The following is an 18,389-nucleotide window of genomic DNA, read 5'->3' as shown; positions in this document are numbered from 1 at the left end:
TTATTCATTCTCCCCATCTTGGAGATAATAACCGACACCACGGCGGGTCATGATATAGATCGGTGTACTCGGGTTGTCTTCGACTTTCTCACGTAGACGGCGTACCGTCACATCGACCGTCCGAACGTCGCCGAAGTAATCATAGCCCCAGACTGTCTGAAGAAGATGTTCGCGCGTCATGACTTGTCCGATGTTCTTCGCTAAATAATGCAACAGTTCGAATTCACGTTGTGTGAGTTCGATTTTTTCTTCACGCTTCGTGACCGTATGCGAATTCAAATGAATCGTCAACTCACCAATCGTAATATCATCAGGGTCATCACTGACTGGTTTTTCATCACGTCCTCGTTTTCGCATGTTCGCTTTGACACGTGCGAGTAGCTCGCGTGAACTAAACGGTTTCGTTACGTAATCATCCGCACCGAGTTCCAGTCCGAGTACTTTATCGATTTCTGAGTCTTTTGCCGTCAACATGATGATTGGTGTCTCAAGTGTTTTTCGGACTTCACGACAGACTTCCATCCCATCCATTAAAGGCAGCATGATGTCGAGCAAGATCAAGTCTGGTTTGAATTCCTCGACCTTCTCAAGTGCTTCAACGCCATCATTGGCAACAGCGACGCTGTAACCTTCTTTTTCAAGTTTAAATTTTAATATATCCGCAATCGGTTGTTCGTCGTCGACGACGAGTATTCTACGTTCCGTCAATGGGTGTTCCCCCTTAAAAAATTTCTATTCAATCTATTTTACCTGTTTTTTCGGCATATAGAAAGGTGGCGACGGAAACTACCGACGCCACACCCCTACCATTCAACCGATTTCATGTGGAACGTTCCACGTGAAACATTACTTTTAGTATACGCTCTTATCCTTTTGTTTGTGAATTATTTCGCTTATCAAAAGATATAAAAAAACAGGTGCGGCACCGATTGATGCCACGCCTGTTTGTATTCGACTTATGCTTCTTCGTAAAGATCACGAAGGACGACTGTCTGCTCGCGACCTGGTCCGACCGAGAACGTGACGAGTGAAATGTTCGTCAAATCTGCGATCCGTTTTACGTAGTTTTGAGCATTGATTGGAAGGTCTTCAAACTTACGAATCCCTGTAATATCTTCTTTCCAACCCGGTAACTCTTCGTAGACCGGGACACACGCTTCAAGATCACGGAAGCTTGCTGGGTACTCATCGATTTGTTTTCCGTTGAATTCGTATGATGTACAAATCTTCAACGTTTCAATCCCGGTCAAGACATCGATCGAGTTCAAGGACAGGTCTGTCAAACCACTCGTCCGACGTGAGTGACGAACGACAACCGAGTCGAACCAACCGACGCGACGCGGACGACCTGTCGTCGTACCATATTCGCGACCGACTTCACGGATGTGATGACCGATTTCATCGAACAATTCCGTTGGGAACGGACCATCACCAACACGTGACGTATAGGCCTTACAGACACCGACGACGTGGTCGATACGAGCAGGACCGACACCGACACCTGACGCGACGCCACCCGCTGAAGCATTTGATGATGTGACGAACGGATACGTTCCGTGGTCGAGATCGAGCAAGACACCTTGCGCTCCTTCGAACAACACTTTTTCCCCTTTATCGAGGCTATCGTTGACGACGACTGATGTATCGCAGACATACTTCGCGAATTCTTGACCATACGCGTAGTATTCTTCAAAGATATCATCAAAGGCAATCGGCTCTGCGTCGTACATTTTCGTAAACATCCGGTTCTTCTGTTCAAGCACGATTTGAAGTTTTTCAGCGAACGTTTCTTTATCGAGTAAGTCTGCCATCCGGATCCCGATCCGTGCTGCTTTATCCATGTAGCACGGTCCGATTCCTTTCAGCGTCGTTCCGACTTTCGCGTCGCCTTTTGCTTCTTCTTCGAGCTGATCTTGCAATTGATGGTATGGCAAGATAACATGAGCACGATTTGAAATTAATAAGTTATCCGTAGAAACACCACGATCGTGCAGATACTTTAATTCCTTGACGAGCGATTTCGGATTGACGACTAGGCCATTTCCGATGACACATTTCTTGTCTGAGTAAAAGATCCCTGAAGGAATCAAGTGTAACTTATACGTCTCATTATTGAATACGATTGTATGTCCTGCATTGTCCCCACCTTGATAACGAGCGACGACATCGGCTTTTTTCGAAAGGAAATCGGTAATTTTACCTTTCCCTTCGTCGCCCCACTGTGTTCCGACTACTACTACTGATGACATATTCTCATCCACCTCCACGTACGATTCAAAACCACGACTAAGTGTAACGCGGAAAAAAACAGAAGTCAATCAAATACCGAACAATTAATTAATGTATTTCTGTTTCGTTCGTTTAATTACTCCTTTCTGGTTCCTTTTTCCCTTTACTTTCAAGATATCGAAACATAATGATTCTTCCCGATGACTTCGTTTGTCCAAATCGTTATGCTTCCTTTATGTGCTTTACTCTCGTCTTGTTTATCAAAATCGGGGAGCTAGGCTACAGACAAGTTCATATCGAAACCTTTTACATACGCCTGCCGCGCTTTTCCTCTGCGAATCAACAAATCGATCCCCAATGATCCATACGACCCGCTACACAAGACAACCGTTTTACTTCTCGTGACTCCTACGGGAAAAAGTGCAAGATTTCTTGCACTGTCAGAGGCAGGCAAGACCCTGCTCCGTGTTCGTCAGAACGAAGGAGCAACGGCTTGCGCCTCGCCCGAGGAAAGCACGAGAAGAAAGAAACGGTTGTCAGCTCACCTCGTTCATAAAACACGCTACCCACATGCTTCGCTTTTCGTGACTCCTACGGGAAAAAGCACAAGACGTCTTGTGCTGTCAGAGGCAGGCAAGACCCTGCTCCGTGTTCGTCAGAACAAAGGGGCAACGGCTTGCGCCTCGCCCGAGGAAAGCACGAGAAGAAAGACACGGTTGTCAGAAAGCAGAAAGCAAAAAGCCCCGTTCACAACATTGAATTTATCTTGTCCACACGTGAACTAAACTAACACCTCAGTCATGATTTTCTACAAACAAAAACACCCCGACCTGGTTAGATCGAGGTGTTGCTTGTTACGCCGGTGGAGCATACGAATTACTCGGCTCAAGATCGACGAATTTATTAAATTCTTTCCGGAAAGCGAGTTTAACCGTACCGGTCGGACCATTCCGCTGTTTCGCGATGATGATCTCGATCGTATTCGCATCTTCCGTTTCTTTGTTGTAGTAATCGTCCCGGTATAAGAAGGCGACGATATCAGCATCTTGCTCAATCGCCCCTGATTCCCGGATATCCGACATCATCGGTCGTTTATCCTGACGACTCTCCACACCACGCGAGAGCTGCGATAAGGCGATGACGGGCACTTCGAGTTCACGTGCGAGCGACTTCAAGGAACGGGAAATCTCCGAGACTTCCTGCTGACGGTTGTCGCTTGAGCGACCGTTCCCTTGAATCAACTGCAAGTAATCAATCATGATCATGCCGAGTCCGTGCTCTTGCTTTAAGCGACGACACTTCGCCCGGATATCATTGACACGAATCCCTGGCGTATCATCGATGTAAATCCCTGCTTGTGACAAACTACTCATCGCGAGCGACAGTTTACCCCAATCTTCATCTTCGAGTTGCCCCGTCCGGAGACGTTGCGCATCGACGTTTCCTTCTGCACAGAGCATCCGCATGACGAGTTGTTCCGCACCCATCTCAAGACTAAAGATGGCAACATTCTCGTCGGCACGGGTGGCAACGTTTTGCGAGATGTTCAAGGCGAATGCCGTCTTCCCGACAGACGGACGGGCGGCGACGATGATTAAATCGTTACGCTGGAACCCGGCCGTCACTTGATCGAGGTCGCGGAAGCCGGTCGGAATCCCGGTCGTTTCACCGCTTTGCTTATGCAATTTATCAATCGTCGCATACGCGCTCGTCAAGACGTCAGAAATCGGGATAAAGCTTGCGCTCCCCTTGCCTTGCGATACTTCAAGAATCTTCCGTTCTGCCTCATTCAGCAGCACATCGACTTCATTTTGTCGTTCGTACCCGTCTGTGACGATTTCATTCGCTGTCCGGATTAAACGGCGGAGCGTTGATTTTTGGTCGACGACATTGACGTAATAATTGATATTCGCTGCTGTCGGGACACCTTCCGCAAGCTCACCGAGATAGGCAAGCCCGCCGATTTCTTCTAAGACACCGAGCGTACTCAGTTCCGCCGTGACTGTGACAAGATCGATTGCTTCGCCACGGTCCGACAACACGAGCATCGCTTCAAAAATCCGTTGGTGTGCCGCCCGATAAAAATCGTGTGGCAATAATCGTTCGGACGCACTGATCAATCGATCAGCATCAATCATGATCGCCCCAAGGACGGCTTGTTCCGCCTCGATACTTTGGGGTGGCGTATTTTGCATTACATCACTCATCACCGATCCCCTTTTCTAATCACGCTTCTTTGACCTGAACGTTTAGCGTCGCTGTGACTTCATTGTGCAGTTTTAACGGCACTTTCGTGAATCCGAGGGCTTTGATCGGGTGTTCAAGCTCGATTTTACGTTTGTCGATTTTGTAACCCATGCTCTTCAATGCTTCTGCAATTTGTTTACTCGTGACTGAACCGAAGACACGACCGCCTTCGCCCGCTTTCGTCGAAACGACAATCGTTTCTTTTTCAATCTTCTCTTTTAACGCTTCCGCGTCGAGCAATGCTTGTTTCGCTTGCTCTGCTGCTTTACGTTCATGTGCTTCATGTTGTTTTAAGTTCCCTGTTGTCGCGGGACGCGCTAATTTCTTTTTGAATAACACATTGTTCGCGTATGCATCTGCGACTTCTTTCACGTCTCCTGCTTTACCTTGTCCTTTAACGTCTTGCAATAAAATAACTTTCATTCGATTTCCTCTCCTTTTGTTTCATCTTCTAGATAACGATCGATTGCTTGTCTTAATTCATCCGCGACCGTGATGATCGATTCCGCCATCTGTGTCGCCGCATTCGTTAAGTGACCACCGCCACCTAACGTCTCCATGATTAACTGGACATTGACCTCACCGAGCGACCGGGCACTGATTGCCGTCCGGCCATCTTGGAGCTCAGCGATGACGAAGGCGGCACGGATTCCTTGTAAGGATAACAGTTGATCCGCCGTTTGGGCGATCAAGACTTGATCATGGATGACTCCCGGCTCCGCTGTCGCGATCGCCATACCGGCCTTATAGATTTCCGTCCGCTCGAGAATATGCGACTGTTCGACATACGTCTCGAGGTTTTGACTAAGGAACTCTTGGACGAGGACCGTATCTGCGCCTTGCGAACGCAAGTAGGAGGCCGCATCAAACGTCCGCGAGCCTGTCCGGATCGTAAAGCCTTTCGTGTCGACGATGATTCCTGCAAGTAACGCCGTCGCTTCAAGCATTGACAGCTTTTCGTTCGTCGGTTGGTATTCAATCAACTCTGTGACGAGTTCTGACGTCGAAGATGCATATGGTTCAAGATAGACGAGCACTGGCTCCTCGATGAAATCTTCTCCGCGACGGTGATGATCGATGACGACCATTCGTTCGAACTGATCCAGTAATGCCGGAACGACGACAAGCGACGGTTTATGCGTGTCGACGATAATCAATAACGCTTGATCGTCAACGAGTTGCTCAGCTTGGAACGAATTGATGAAGCGCGACTCCAGTTTTTCGTCTTCACTGATTTCCGACATCATCCGTCGAATCCCTTGACCGATTTCTGCATCCGGTAATACGATATGCGCTTCCTTATCGTTCATCTCGGCAAGCTTGAGAATACCAATCGATGCTCCAAGTGAATCCATGTCAGGATTTCGATGACCCATGACGAGGATTCGACTCGATTCCTGCATCAAGTCACGCAACGAATTGGCGATGACCCGTGCCCGGACACGCGTCCGTTTTTCTGTCGGATTCGTTTTCCCACCATAAAAGCGGACTTTCCCGTCACGTTTGATGACGACCTGGTCGCCCCCGCGTCCGAGTGCTAAGTCAAGACTCGACTGCGCCATCTGACCGAGAACAGGTATCGCGTCACTGCCACAGCCAATTCCGATTGACAGCGTTAATTGCACCCCACGTTGACTCGTCTCGTCTCGGACAATGTCTAAGATGGAAAACTTCGTCCGCTCAAGAATCCGTAGATTCTCTTCTGTCGTCACGACAAAGTACCGGTCTGAGGCGGTACGTTTTATATAGGTGCCGTGATCCGCCGCCCAATGATTCAATAACTGGGTGACCCGACTATTTAATTCACTTCTTAATTGATCTTCAATCCCTTGCGTCATCTCATCATAGTTATCGAGATAAATGACGCCAATGACGGTTTGATTGTCGACGAGTTGTTGTTCAACTTGCGCCTCTTCTGTCATATCAAATAGATAGAACGTCCGATTTTCACGATTCGAGAAGACACGATAGACGGACTCACCAATCTCAAGTGTCGCTTGATCTTCATCCGTCGCCATCATTTCAACGAACAAGGGATCGAGATCGAGTAACAGATGTCCCATTGCCAAGTCGTCGAAGATTTCACGCATCGGATCATTGAACCATGTGACGTGCGTTTCCTCATCATATAGTAAGATTCCAATCGGCATATTCGTCAAAGCATCTTGCCCTGTATCCTCGACTTGAATCGATATTCTTTCGACATATGCTTCCCAGGACTTTCGTGCCCGCTGCTCTTCTAATAGATGAAGGACAAAAAGAACAGTCGTCACGAACGCACCAATTGCTGCGATGATTGGATTACTAATTGCGACGACGAGAAGTAGACCGACGATTAATAGATACGGAACGAAGCGAACAACCCGCCGTTCCCGTTCTGATGATACTTGTTGACCTGACTCCATCGCGTCCTCCTTAAATACTTCTAATTAAAAATTCGTTAACTTGTTTATTATAACCGAAAAATAGGACCGGTTGAAAGCGAAGCGAAAAAAAGCGCCCTTCCTTCGAAAAGGAAAAGCGCTTCACCGTAATCAGTCAGCTACGTATGGGATTAAAGCCATTTGACGTGAACGTTTGATTGCGATTGTAAGTGGACGTTGGTATTTCGCTGAAGTACCAGTCACACGACGTGGAAGAATCTTACCGCGTTCCGAAATGAAACGTTTGAGAAGTTCTACGTCTTTATAATCGATATGAGTGATGTGGTTCGACGTGAAGTAACATACTTTACGACGACGTTTTCCACCTGGACGACGTGCCATGTGATTAACCTCCTTTTTAGAGTAAATTTTTCAGTCCAACGTTCCCGATTAGAATGGGAGATCGTCGTCTGAAAGATCGATCGAACTTCCACCGCTGAACGGATCAGCGCCGAAGCCCGAGTTCGATGAAGATGAAGCGGGTGCTGGCGAGGAAGAGTTGTTCTGCTGTTGCTGTGAACCCCATCCTGCAGCATTCCCGTTTCCACCTGTATTTGAATTCGAAGAATAGCTGTCACTATCTGAAGAACGGCTTGCATTGCGTGATTCTAGGAATCGAACACTATCCGCGACGACTTCAGCACGATATCGACGTTGACCCTCTTTATCGTCATAACTGCTAATCTGTAGGCGACCCTCGACACCTGCGAGACTACCTTTTTTCAAATACTGAGCAACGTTCTCTGCTTGCTTGCGCCATACGACGCAATCGATGAAATCAGCTTCTCGCTTCCCATCTTGTCCCGTAAATGGACGGTCACATGCGAGTGTGAATCGCGTTACCGCAATCCCGCTCTGCGTATAACGCATTTCAGGGTCACGAGTTAACCGACCGACTAAAACGACGCGGTTAATCATCAGAATCACTCTCCTGTTTCAGCTTATTTCTCGTCTTTTGTGATCATTAAGCGAACGATATCGTCACTGATCTTCATGAGACGGTCAAGTTCTTTAGTAGCTGCTGGTTCAGCAGTCACGTTAAGAAGAACATAGAATCCTTCACGCATATCATTGATTTCGTAAGCGAAACGACGTTTACCCATTTCAGTTGTTTTTTCAACTGTACCACCGTTGTCAGTGAGGACTTTGTTGAAACGCTCAACTAGAGCTTTTCGTGCTTCCTCATCAACTTCCGGACGGATGATGTAAAGTACTTCGTATTTACGCATATCTGTCACCTCCTCTTGGACTGGCGGCTCGATTCATCGAGCAAGGAGCAATAATTCATTACTCACATTTGTTAATACTATCAAAGTATTTTGGTTTATGCAATAACGATTCGTTCGCTCTGCTTAAACGTTGAAGCGGAATGTGACAACATCGCCATCTTGGAAGACATATTCTTTACCTTCAGAACGGTAACGTCCTTGTTCTTTGACTGTCGCCATGTTTCCAGCTGCTGCTAAGTCATCGTATGCGACAACTTCAGCACGGATGAATCCACGTTCGAAGTCAGAGTGGATGACACCGGCACATTGTGGTGCTTTCATCCCTTTTTTGAACGTCCAGGCACGAACTTCTTTTTCGCCCGCTGTGAAGTATGTCGCGAGACCGAGCGTGTTATAGGCTGCATGGATCAATTGATCGAGACCTGACTCTTCGATTCCGAGGTCAACGAGGAACTCTTGACGTTCTTCCGGTTCGAGTTCAGCGATTTCTTCTTCGATCCGGGCACAGATGATGATGACTTCCGCCCCTTCTTTTGCTGCAAACTCACGGACGAGACGAACGTTTTCGTTACTATCTGCATCCGCGACTTCATCTTCACCGACGTTTGCGACATAAAGCATCGGTTTCATCGTCAACAATTGGAAGTGTTTCACGATTGCCGCTTGATCTTCGTTTAATTCTGCAAGACGTGCTGGTTTTTCGTCTTCGAGCAATGCGAGGACGATTTCAAGTGCTTCGAGTTCGCCTGCTGCGTTTTTATCACGTGACTTAACTTGTTTTTGGACACGTTGGATCCGTTTTTCAACCAATTCGAGATCGGCCAAAATCAACTCGAGGTTGATCGTTTCGATATCATCGATCGGTGATACTTTACCTGAGACGTGTGTGATGTTTTCGTCGATGAAGCAACGGACGACCTGACAAATCGCATCGACTTCACGAATGTTTGCTAAGAATTTATTTCCTAATCCTTCACCCTTTGACGCGCCTTTAACGATTCCGGCGATATCCGTGAATTCGAATGCTGTCGGGATGGTCTTCTTCGGGTTGACGAGTTCTGTCAATTTACGAAGACGTGCATCGGGTACTTCGACGACACCTACGTTCGGATCGATTGTTGCGAACGGATAGTTCGCCGCCTCGACACCTGCTTGAGTAATTGCGTTAAAAAGTGTTGATTTTCCTACGTTTGGTAAGCCAACGATTCCTGCTGTTAATCCCACTTGGAATTCCTCCTTTTCGGTATTTCCTAGGAAATCCGTGCTAGCGGCCGCAGTGGGTAGATTGATTACACCACGTCAGCACATCTTTCACAATTATAGATAGTTCAATTTTTTTAAGCAAGGAGATGGGAATTCTTTTTTAAAGAGTTTGCTAATTCACCTAGCCGCTTAATCAAAACTTAGACTTCTCCTTAACCTTTTTTCCCCCATTAGCGTTCTGCTTTGTAATTAAAAAAGACCGAAGCACCTATTAAGCGCTTCGGTCGTATTTGATAAAACTCATTCTGGTAAGACTTTTTTTAACCGCTTATCAAAATCGCGCCGTGGCATTAAGATGCTTGCCCCACAACCTTGACATTTGATGCGGATGTCCATGCCGACACGAATGATTTGCCACCGGTTCGTTCCGCATGGATGTTGTTTCTTCATTTCGACATAATCATGGAGATTGTACGTTTTTGGCATCATTGATTTGTTCACCATTCCCTTGATCTGTAGTGTTCATCATGACCATATGCGGGTACGGAATCTGGATTCCTTCCGCTTCGAGACCTTGTTTGAATTCTTTACGCATCAAACGGCCCGCTTGAAAATGTTGCATCGGTGGTACTTCTGCCATCATGCGGTACGCAACGCCAGAAGAATCAAGCATTTGGACACCGAGTATTTGAATCGGTTCAACGAACATATCGGCATATTTCTTCGTCGTCGCTTCCGAGATGTCGTTCAGAATCGTCTCGACCCGGTCGAGATCCTCTTCATACGGAACTTGGACATCGACTAAGGCAAAACTGTTATCGACCGAGAAGTTCGTCACTTGCAGGATTTGCCCGTTCGGAACGATATGAATCTCGCCCGTCAGACCTTTCAGCTTCGTCGTCCGAATACCAAGCTCGATGACAATCCCTTCAATCACGCCGACGCGGACATAATCACCGACTTTGAACTGTCGTTCGAAGATGATGAAGGCACCTGTGATGATATCTTGAACCAGGTTTTTCGCACCAAACGAAATGGCGAGACCGGCAATCCCTGCACTGGCGACGAGCCCTGTGATGTTGATTCCGAATTGACTGAGCACGGTCAGTAACATGACAATTCCGAGGACGTAGCGAATCGCATTTTGTAACAATTTGAGTAACGTCTCGTTTTGTCGTTGCGCTAAATAATCATGCTCGTTGATTTTTCGAATCGTAAACAAACGGGCGACTGCTCCCGTCATGATCCGTGTCAGGATATAAAATCCGGCAATGATGATTAACGCAATTGTCACCTTGAGTCCAAACCGAATCCACATTTCTGTGTCCGTCACTTGCGCAATCAACTTATCGACCTGGGCGACTGATTCTTTCACATCTTGATTGGTAGCCATTCTCTTCATCCTTTCATTTCTCTCTATTACGACAGTATACGTGATTTTAAATCAGTTTCAACTTAAAGAACCGATTTCGACGTTAGTTTTCTTGAAAAACCGGGAAAGGAAAATCATTACAGAACACCTTCACTCTCGCCAATACACCATGACGTAGACACCTAGAGAAGAAAGGATGATCTAGAGATGAACTTCCGCTTTCATTCACATGAGCCAAAGCCCTATTCTTTCTTTTTAGAGCATACAGAGCCGTTTGCGAAAGAACGATTAGCTGAACAATTACACGAGCAAGTCGCTGCGACGAAAGAAACACGTCCTGTCGTTCTCGTTTGTATCGGTTCCGATCGTTCGACGGGGGATTCCCTCGGTCCACTCGTCGGTACATTCCTCGAAAAATCCCGTCCCGCTCATATGCATGTGTATGGCACATTAGCCAAACCGGTTCATGCCTTAAATTTAGCTGAAACACTTCACTCGATTCAAACGACCCATTACAAACCACTCGTCATCGCCATCGATGCTTGTCTCGGACGCTTATCGAGCGTCGGTCATGTCTTTTTCTCGGAAGGTCCTCTCGCACCCGGAGCCGGTGTCCAAAAAGAATTGCCTGCTGTTGGCGACTTCAACATCAAAGCCGTCGTCAACGTCAGTGGATTCATGGAAATGATGATTTTGCAAAATACCCGACTCCATCTCGTCTATGAATTAGCTGAACTTGTTGCCGACAGCTTCGCCTTACTCGATGCGAAACTGGCAGCGGAAACAAAACGAACGACGATTTCCTTTACGCCCCGTTCGATTTAAACAGCACACACTACAAAAAAAAATAAGGACAAGCGAATCCTTACGACTCGCTTGTCCTTATTTTTTTTGTCATTCTTCTTCCGGCAACAAAATCTCAAGTATCCGATTTAAATCCTCTTCGTCCATAAAATCGATTTCTAGTTTCCCTGCCTGCTTCGTCGTCTTGATTCGAACACTGGCCCCGATCCGCTCCCGTAACGCGTCTTCAATAAAATGAAGTTCAGTCGTCTGTTCAGAAACATGCCGCTTTTGCTTACGTTCGCGGAGCTCTTGCTCAAGACGACGGACATTCCAATTCTCCGTGATGACGCGTTCCGCCATCCGCTCGATTTTTTGCGGGTTTTTTAAAGCGAGCAAGGCACGTGCATGCCCCATCGATAAACGTTCTTCCATGACTGCTTGTTGGACGAGTGGCGGTAACTGCAACAAGCGTAGACTGTTCGTGATGTGCGAACGGCTTTTTCCGACACGGCTCGCAAGTTCTGCTTGCGTCACCTCAAACTCTTCCAACATTTCGGCATACGCCATCGCTTCTTCAATCGCACTTAAATCAGCGCGCTGAATGTTTTCAATCAAGGCAAGCTCCATCATCCGCGTATCATTGGCCTCGATGATTAAGACGGGTACATGAACGAATCCGACTTGTTTCGCTGCCTGATACCGGCGTTCCCCGGCGACGATTTCGTAAAATCCATCACGTGGTCGAACGACGATCGGTTGAATCATCCCGTGCTGCCGTAAAGAATGTGCTAATTCTTGTAATGCTTTTTCATTAAACTGTTTGCGCGGCTGACCTGGATTCGGTCGAATCGCCCGCAGGGGTATCTCATTCACATAAATCTCTCCTAAACGTAGCGGAAGGCACGACCGCAGTTTACGGACGTGCCTTCACGATGCGAATTCGCACCTCGACATATTCTTCACAATCTACTTCTTCTTTTTCGACGGTCAATCCTGTCCGCTCAATCATGTCGACTGAATCACGTAGTGTATTCAACGCGATCCGTGTATCCCGTGCAAAACTTTTATGTCGCTTCTTCGGCTTTTTCGGTGTCAGTAGACGCTCGACACGCTGTTCCGTTTCTTTGACATTCCATTCGCGTTCCATGATTTCCGCTAAGACTGAGATTTGAAGATCTGCATCCTTTAAAGGCAACAAGGCGCGCGCGTGACGTTCCGTGATTGTCCGTTGCTTCAATGCCTCGCGAATTTCAGCTGGCAAACGCAACAGACGTAACTTGTTCGCAATCGTCGACTGACTGCGTCCTAGTTTACGTGCTAAGACTTCTTGCGTAATGTGTTGCATCGCAAGCAATCGTTCATATGCTTCTGCTTCTTCGATTGGAGTCAGTTCTTCCCGTTGTAGATTCTCAATCAATGCGAGTGCAGCTGTCGTTTCATCGGTCATTTCCTTGATAATTGCGGGAATCGTTTCCCACCCAAGTGATTGAACCGCTCGAAAACGACGCTCACCTGCGATGATTTCATAACCTAGCCCCTGTTTTCGTACTACGATTGGCTGTAGTAACCCATGTTCTTCAATCGTCATCGCCAATTCTTCAATCCGCTCCCCATCAAAAATCGTTCGGGGTTGGAATTGATTGGCAACAAGCTCTGTCAGCTTTAGCTCCTGAAGCGTGTCTCGGGGATCAAGCTCAAGCGGGACAGGCTGTCCCCCTTTACCAAGCAGTTTAGCAATTGCATTTTTCACGTTCGCGCACCTCACCTTTATCAGTCATCGTTTCACGTGAAACGGTGTTTAACTCAGTGGATCTTTAGCCGGTGTTCCCGCCTTACGCGGATATTTCCCGGGTGTTAATCGTTTTTTATCTACAATAACGATATTACGCTCACTTTCCTCACCTGGCAATTGGAACTGGAAACTTTCCCGTAAATTACCACCAAGTACTTTGAGTGCCGTTGCGCCTTCTTCTAACTCTTGCCCTAACTTCGCTGCCTTCAAGGCAACAAACTGTCCGCCGACTTTCGCGAGTGGCAAACAGTATTCTGCAAGGACTGACATGCGGGCGACGGCGCGTGCCGTCACGACATCAAAATGTTCCCGGAACTGTTTGTTTTTACCGAACTCTTCGGCCCGACCATGATGGAACGCGACACCTTCAAGTTCAAGTTCTGTCGCGAGCATGTTCAAGAAGCCGATTCGTTTATTCAGTGAATCGATGATCGTGACTTTTAAGTGCGGGAACATGATTTTAATCGGGAGGCTCGGGAAACCGGCTCCGGCTCCGACATCACAAACGGTTTCGACTTCTGTGAAATCAAAGTAGAAAGCCGCTGTGATCGAATCATAAAAGTGTTTCAAGTAAACATCTTCTTTATCCGTGATCGCCGTCAGGTTCATTTTTTCATTCCATTCGACGAGCAGTTCATAGTAGCGTTTGAACTGGTGTAATTGTTGTTCTGAGACGTCGAGACCTTGCTCGGCTAAAGCCGTTACGAATTGCTGTTCGTTCATGTTATCACTCCGCAGTCAATGCGTATTGGCCTTGCTCGATATAAATTAGCAAAATCGAGATATCTGACGGGTTAACCCCAGAAATCCGTGATGCTTGTCCAATCGAGAGCGGACGCACTTGGTTTAGTTTCTGTTTTGCTTCAATCGCGAGACCATTGATGACATCGTAATCGAGTCGATCCGGAATTCGTTTTTGTTCCATCCGCATCATACGTTCGACTTGGTCGAGTTGTTTGTCGATATAACCTGCGTACTTGACTTGGATTTCGACTTGCTCGGCCGCTTCCGCTGACAATGCGACAGGTGGCTCTGTCATGTCTGCAATCATTGCGTACGTGATTTCCGGACGTTTCAATAACGTAATTGCGTGCAACGCTTCTTTCAACGGTGAGACACCGATTGCTGTCAGTTTTTCGTTGACGTCTGGTGTCGCTTTGATGACGACTTTTTCAAGACGTTTCATTTCGCGACTGATTTCGTCTTTTTTCAGTTCGAGTTTCGCATGACGCGTGTCATTGATCAGACCGAGTTCATGCCCGATTTCAGATAAGCGAAGATCGGCATTGTCATGACGGAGTAAGAGACGGTATTCAGCACGTGACGTCAAGAGGCGATACGGTTCGTTCGTCCCTTTTGTGACGAGATCATCAATCATGACACCGATATACCCTTGCGAACGCGACAAAATCAATGGCTCTTTGCCTTGAACTTTAAGCGACGCATTGATTCCAGCCATGATGCCTTGTCCGGCAGCTTCTTCGTAGCCGCTCGTACCGTTAATTTGTCCTGCTGTGAATAACCCTTCGACCCGTTTCGTTTCAAGTGTCGGCCACAGTTGCGTCGGAATGACCGCATCGTATTCGATTGCATAGCCGGGACGCATCATTTCTGATTTTTCAAGACCGGGAATCGAACGTAAGATATCATGTTGGACATCTTCCGGTAAGCTTGTTGATAACCCTTGGACATAGACTTCTTCCGTATCGCGACCTTCCGGCTCGAGGAAGATTTGGTGACGCGGTTTATCATTGAACCGGACGACTTTGTCCTCGATTGAAGGACAGTAGCGTGGGCCTGTTCCTTTAATCATGCCTGAGAACATCGGTGAACGGTGTAAGTTCGCGTCAATCAATTGGTGTGTGTACTCTGTCGTATACGTTAACCAACATGGAATCTGCTCCGTGATCATCTGAGTCGTTTCATGGCTGAACGGTAAAGCGACCGCATCCCCTGGTTGGATTTCGGTTTTTGAATAATCAATTGTTTTTCCATCGATTCGGGGTGGTGTCCCTGTTTTGAAGCGCGCGAGCTCGAACCCGAGTTCCTCGAGATGCTTCGATAGGTTGACGGACGGCATCTGATTGTTCGGACCACTCTCGTATGAGAGTTCGCCGATGATGATTTTCCCACGCATGAACGTTCCTGTCGTAATGACGACAGCATTCGCCCGGTACTCTGCTCCCGTATTCGTCACGACACCGACACAGCGTCCATCTTCAATCAATAGACGTTCGACGAGTGCTTGACGTAACAAGAGGTTCGGTTCATCCTCAAGGGCTTTTTTCATTCGATTTTGATACTCAAATTTATCTGCCTGCGCCCGGAGTGCACGGACGGCCGGACCTTTTGATGTATTGAGCATTTTCATTTGGATATAAGTCGCGTCGATCGCCCGTGCCATCTCGCCACCTAATGCATCAATTTCCCGGACGACAATCCCTTTTGCGGGACCACCAATCGACGGGTTACAGTACATGAATCCGACCATGTCGGGATTCATCGTTAACATCACCGTTTTCGAACCCATTCGCGCTGATGCGAGTGACGCTTCGATTCCAGCATGTCCGGCTCCGACGACGATGACGTCGAATTCACCTGCTTGATAAGCCATAATTTCGGTTCCTCCTTTTATGAATCAACAACCTGACAGTGCAATTATTTCCCTAAACAAAACTGGGAGAAAAGTTTATCGAGTAGACTATCTTGCGCCGTATCCCCATTGATTTCGCCAAGCGTATCCCATGCCCGGCGTAAATCGATTTGGACCATGTCGATCGGCATCGCTGCTTCTGCCGCCCCGAGCGCATCTTCAATCATCTGACTCGCTTGTTTAATCAATTGAATATGACGTGCATTCGAGACGTACGTCATGTCTTGGCTTTCAACACCTTGTTCGAAGAAGAGGGCTGCGATTGCTGCTTCGAGGTCGTTGACGCCTGCTTCTTCAAGCAAGGATGTCGTGACGACCGGGCGTCCTGCAGCCAGTTCTTCAACACGTGTTAAGTCGATTTGTTGCGCAAGGTCACTCTTGTTGACGATGATGATCGCGTTCATATCGCGAATCGCTTCAAACAACAAAATATCTTCTTGCGTCAATTCGTCATTCCCGTTTAAGACGAGTAAAATCAAATCCGCCGAATTGAGTGCCTGGCGTGATTTTTCGACACCCATTCGTTCGACGATATCTTCCGTTTCCCGAATCCCTGCCGTATCAATCAACTTGAGCGGTACACCGCGGACATTCACATATTCCTCAATCGTATCACGGGTCGTCCCTGCGATATCCGTGACGATTGCTTTTGCTTCTTGCACCAATGTGTTGAGCAAAGATGATTTCCCGACGTTCGGTCGCCCGATGATTGCTGTCGACAGGCCTTCACGTAGAATTTTTCCTTGGCGCGCCGTCCGGAGCAGTTCCGTCAGGATGCGGCGGACTTCCCCAGCATCTTTTTGGACGATTTGTTGCGTCATTTCTTCCGCATCGTATTCCGGGTAGTCGATGTTGACTTCAATCGAAGCGATCGTCTGTAACAGCTGTTCGCGCAATTCTTGGACAAGCTTCGAGAGCCGCCCTTCGATTTGACCGATTGCAACCGTCATCGCCCGGTCCGTTTTCGCACGGATTAAGTCCATCACGGCTTCAGCTTGTGATAAGTCGATGCGCCCGTTCAAAAAGGCGCGTTTCGTGAATTCACCTGGTTCTGCTAGACGAACATCAGGTTGTGCCAGAATGAGTTCGAGTACACGATTGACCGCGACGACTCCACCATGGCAATTCAATTCGACGACATCTTCGCGCGTAAACGTCTTCGGCGCCCGCATGACACTGACCATTACTTCATCGACGACCTGCTCCGTCTCGTGGTCAACTAATTTCCCGTAATGAATCGTGTGGGTTGGTACTTCCGTTAACTGATTCGCACCTCGGTACACTCGGTTTGCCGTTGCTACTGCTTGCGGACCTGATAAGCGGACGATTGCAATCGCCCCTTCGCCCATCGGTGTCGAAATCGCGGCTATCGTATCAAATTCCATCATTCGTCATTCACACCTCGTTTTCTTCTATCGTTTCTATGATTAATTGATGAGTTAGTTATAAATGGGTATAACGTGACAACTATACACGAAAATGACTCAAAGAAAAAGAGCGACACTCTGTAAAAACGGAGTATCGCCCTCATTTGTGATTAACGTTTCTTTTTCGGCTTTTTCGGAGCAGGAGCTGCTTCGGCCGCTTCTTTTTCACGTTTTGAAGCAATCGTTGCTTCAGTCTGTAATTTGATCTTCTCACGCATCGGCTTCATGATCACGATCGTCACGATGATCGAGAAGATATAACCAACGACCCAGTAAAGTGACAAGGCAGAGGGTAACGTCACACCCATGACGAAGATCATGACCGGGAAGACGTACAACATGATTTTCATCTGCGGATTATCTTCTTGCCCTGCCATCGAGAGTTTCTGTTGCAGGTACGTAAAGACCGCTGAAAGAATCGGTAAGATAAAATATGGATCTGGCTTTCCAAGATCGAACCAAAGGAACGTATGCTTGAAAATATCCGGCGTGTAAATGATTGCGTTATAGAAGGCAATCAGGATTGGCATTTGAATTAAGATTGGTAAACAACCTGCAAGTGGATTGACGTTATGCTCCTGATAAAGCTTCATCATTTCCTGTTGCAATTTCTGTTGTGTTTCCTGATCTTTTGAACTGTATTTCTCACGCAGTTTCATCATTTCTGGCTGGATGACTTGCATACCACCCATACTCTTCGTCTGTTTAATCATCAACGGTAAAATGACGAGACGAACAATCAATGTCGTAATCACGATTGCAATCCCGTAATCCCCGTTAAAGTATTCTGCAATTTTTCCAATCAACCAAGCCATCGGCCAAACAAAATAATGTTTCCAGAAACCTTCTGTGTCAGCAGTAATCGGTTCACCTGTTCCGTATGTTCCAGGTGTACAACCCGATAGAACAACCGCGAGTACTGACATCAGTCCAAGTGTCAACCAAATCTTAGTTCTCTTGTTCATAATTCCTCCTAATGATGTTTACCCTTTGTCGGTCAGACTCCTTCTATAGATAGAATCAGGAAA

At 47.2% G+C, this 18,389-nt stretch carries 18 protein-coding genes; 1 reads left to right on the top strand and 17 read right to left on the bottom strand.

Translation table 11 applies throughout. The features are described from left to right. From yycF to KNP99_RS13685, 11 genes are all read right to left on the bottom strand, one after another. Positions 1 to 708 carry a response regulator YycF gene (gene yycF, locus KNP99_RS13735; RefSeq protein WP_088838297.1) on the bottom strand — a complete coding sequence of 236 codons (708 nt, stop codon included), beginning with the start codon at positions 706 to 708 and terminating at the stop codon, positions 1 to 3. 248 nt (positions 709 to 956) lie between these two features. After that, positions 957 to 2,249, bottom strand: coding sequence for an adenylosuccinate synthase (locus KNP99_RS13730; protein WP_029332157.1), 1,293 nt, complete (start codon positions 2,247 to 2,249; stop codon positions 957 to 959). Between the two features lie 834 nt (positions 2,250 to 3,083). Continuing rightward, positions 3,084 to 4,436 carry a replicative DNA helicase gene (gene dnaB / locus KNP99_RS13725; protein WP_029332158.1) on the bottom strand — a complete coding sequence of 451 codons (1,353 nt, stop codon included), beginning with the start codon at positions 4,434 to 4,436 and terminating at the stop codon, positions 3,084 to 3,086. A gap of 19 nt (positions 4,437 to 4,455) precedes the next feature. Next, the gene (gene rplI, locus KNP99_RS13720) at positions 4,456 to 4,899 is read right to left on the bottom strand and encodes a 50S ribosomal protein L9 (protein ID WP_029332159.1); all 444 of its coding nucleotides are present in this window, start codon (positions 4,897 to 4,899) and stop codon (positions 4,456 to 4,458) included. Further along, positions 4,896 to 6,881: a DHH family phosphoesterase gene (locus KNP99_RS13715; protein ID WP_088838298.1), complete on the bottom strand. Its 1,986-nt coding sequence runs from the start codon at positions 6,879 to 6,881 to the stop codon at positions 4,896 to 4,898. The genes rplI and KNP99_RS13715 overlap by 4 nt, the downstream gene beginning before the upstream one ends. A 129-nt stretch (positions 6,882 to 7,010) precedes the next feature. After that, positions 7,011 to 7,241 (bottom strand): 30S ribosomal protein S18, encoded by a 231-nt coding sequence (rpsR, locus tag KNP99_RS13710; protein ID WP_012371896.1) that lies wholly within the window; start codon positions 7,239 to 7,241, stop codon positions 7,011 to 7,013. A 48-nt stretch (positions 7,242 to 7,289) separates the two neighbouring features. Continuing rightward, positions 7,290 to 7,817 carry a single-stranded DNA-binding protein gene (locus KNP99_RS13705; protein WP_029332161.1) on the bottom strand — a complete coding sequence of 176 codons (528 nt, stop codon included), beginning with the start codon at positions 7,815 to 7,817 and terminating at the stop codon, positions 7,290 to 7,292. Between the two features lie 23 nt (positions 7,818 to 7,840). Next, the gene (rpsF, locus tag KNP99_RS13700) at positions 7,841 to 8,128 is read right to left on the bottom strand and encodes a 30S ribosomal protein S6 (RefSeq protein ID WP_012371898.1); all 288 of its coding nucleotides are present in this window, start codon (positions 8,126 to 8,128) and stop codon (positions 7,841 to 7,843) included. A 123-nt stretch (positions 8,129 to 8,251) separates the two neighbouring features. Next, positions 8,252 to 9,352 (bottom strand): redox-regulated ATPase YchF, encoded by a 1,101-nt coding sequence (ychF, locus tag KNP99_RS13695; RefSeq protein ID WP_214766217.1) that lies wholly within the window; start codon positions 9,350 to 9,352, stop codon positions 8,252 to 8,254. Positions 9,353 to 9,631: 279 nt separating this feature from the next. Beyond that, positions 9,632 to 9,820: a DUF951 domain-containing protein gene (locus KNP99_RS13690; protein ID WP_012371900.1), complete on the bottom strand. Its 189-nt coding sequence runs from the start codon at positions 9,818 to 9,820 to the stop codon at positions 9,632 to 9,634. After that, positions 9,792 to 10,724 carry a mechanosensitive ion channel family protein gene (locus KNP99_RS13685; protein ID WP_088838299.1) on the bottom strand — a complete coding sequence of 311 codons (933 nt, stop codon included), beginning with the start codon at positions 10,722 to 10,724 and terminating at the stop codon, positions 9,792 to 9,794. Before KNP99_RS13685 ends, KNP99_RS13690 begins: the two co-directional genes overlap by 29 nt. A gap of 186 nt (positions 10,725 to 10,910) precedes the next feature. Here KNP99_RS13685 and yyaC point away from each other — a divergent pair, with 186 nt between their 5' ends. After that, a complete protein-coding gene (gene yyaC, locus KNP99_RS13680) occupies positions 10,911 to 11,528 on the top strand; it encodes a spore protease YyaC (RefSeq protein ID WP_029332164.1) in 618 nt (205 codons plus the stop codon). A gap of 69 nt (positions 11,529 to 11,597) precedes the next feature. Here the strand turns inward: yyaC and KNP99_RS13675 are convergent, their stop codons facing one another. From KNP99_RS13675 to yidC, 6 genes are all read right to left on the bottom strand, one after another. Next, positions 11,598 to 12,362: a ParB/RepB/Spo0J family partition protein gene (locus KNP99_RS13675; protein ID WP_214808525.1), complete on the bottom strand. Its 765-nt coding sequence runs from the start codon at positions 12,360 to 12,362 to the stop codon at positions 11,598 to 11,600. Between the two features lie 40 nt (positions 12,363 to 12,402). Beyond that, positions 12,403 to 13,239, bottom strand: a complete 837-nt coding sequence (noc, locus tag KNP99_RS13670; RefSeq protein WP_088838302.1) for a nucleoid occlusion protein — start codon at positions 13,237 to 13,239, stop codon at positions 12,403 to 12,405. Positions 13,240 to 13,287: 48 nt separating this feature from the next. Then, positions 13,288 to 14,004, bottom strand: coding sequence for a 16S rRNA (guanine(527)-N(7))-methyltransferase RsmG (gene rsmG, locus KNP99_RS13665; protein WP_088838303.1), 717 nt, complete (start codon positions 14,002 to 14,004; stop codon positions 13,288 to 13,290). 4 nt (positions 14,005 to 14,008) lie between these two features. Then, positions 14,009 to 15,895 (bottom strand): tRNA uridine-5-carboxymethylaminomethyl(34) synthesis enzyme MnmG, encoded by a 1,887-nt coding sequence (gene mnmG / locus KNP99_RS13660; protein WP_088838304.1) that lies wholly within the window; start codon positions 15,893 to 15,895, stop codon positions 14,009 to 14,011. A 44-nt stretch (positions 15,896 to 15,939) separates the two neighbouring features. Then, complete coding sequence (gene mnmE / locus KNP99_RS13655) at positions 15,940 to 17,322, bottom strand: tRNA uridine-5-carboxymethylaminomethyl(34) synthesis GTPase MnmE (RefSeq protein ID WP_088838305.1); 1,383 nt, start codon at positions 17,320 to 17,322, stop codon at positions 15,940 to 15,942. Positions 17,323 to 17,471: 149 nt separating this feature from the next. Beyond that, a complete protein-coding gene (gene yidC, locus KNP99_RS13650; RefSeq protein ID WP_214766213.1) occupies positions 17,472 to 18,326 on the bottom strand; it encodes a membrane protein insertase YidC in 855 nt (284 codons plus the stop codon). Positions 18,327 to 18,389 lie beyond the last annotated feature (63 nt).

Source organism: Exiguobacterium sp. s95 (assembly GCF_018618655.1).
Lineage (GTDB): Bacteria > Bacillota > Bacilli > Exiguobacteriales > Exiguobacteriaceae > Exiguobacterium_A > Exiguobacterium_A oxidotolerans.
Note: the sequence above shows the minus strand (reverse complement) of the source record. Positions and strands in the feature narration are given on the sequence as shown.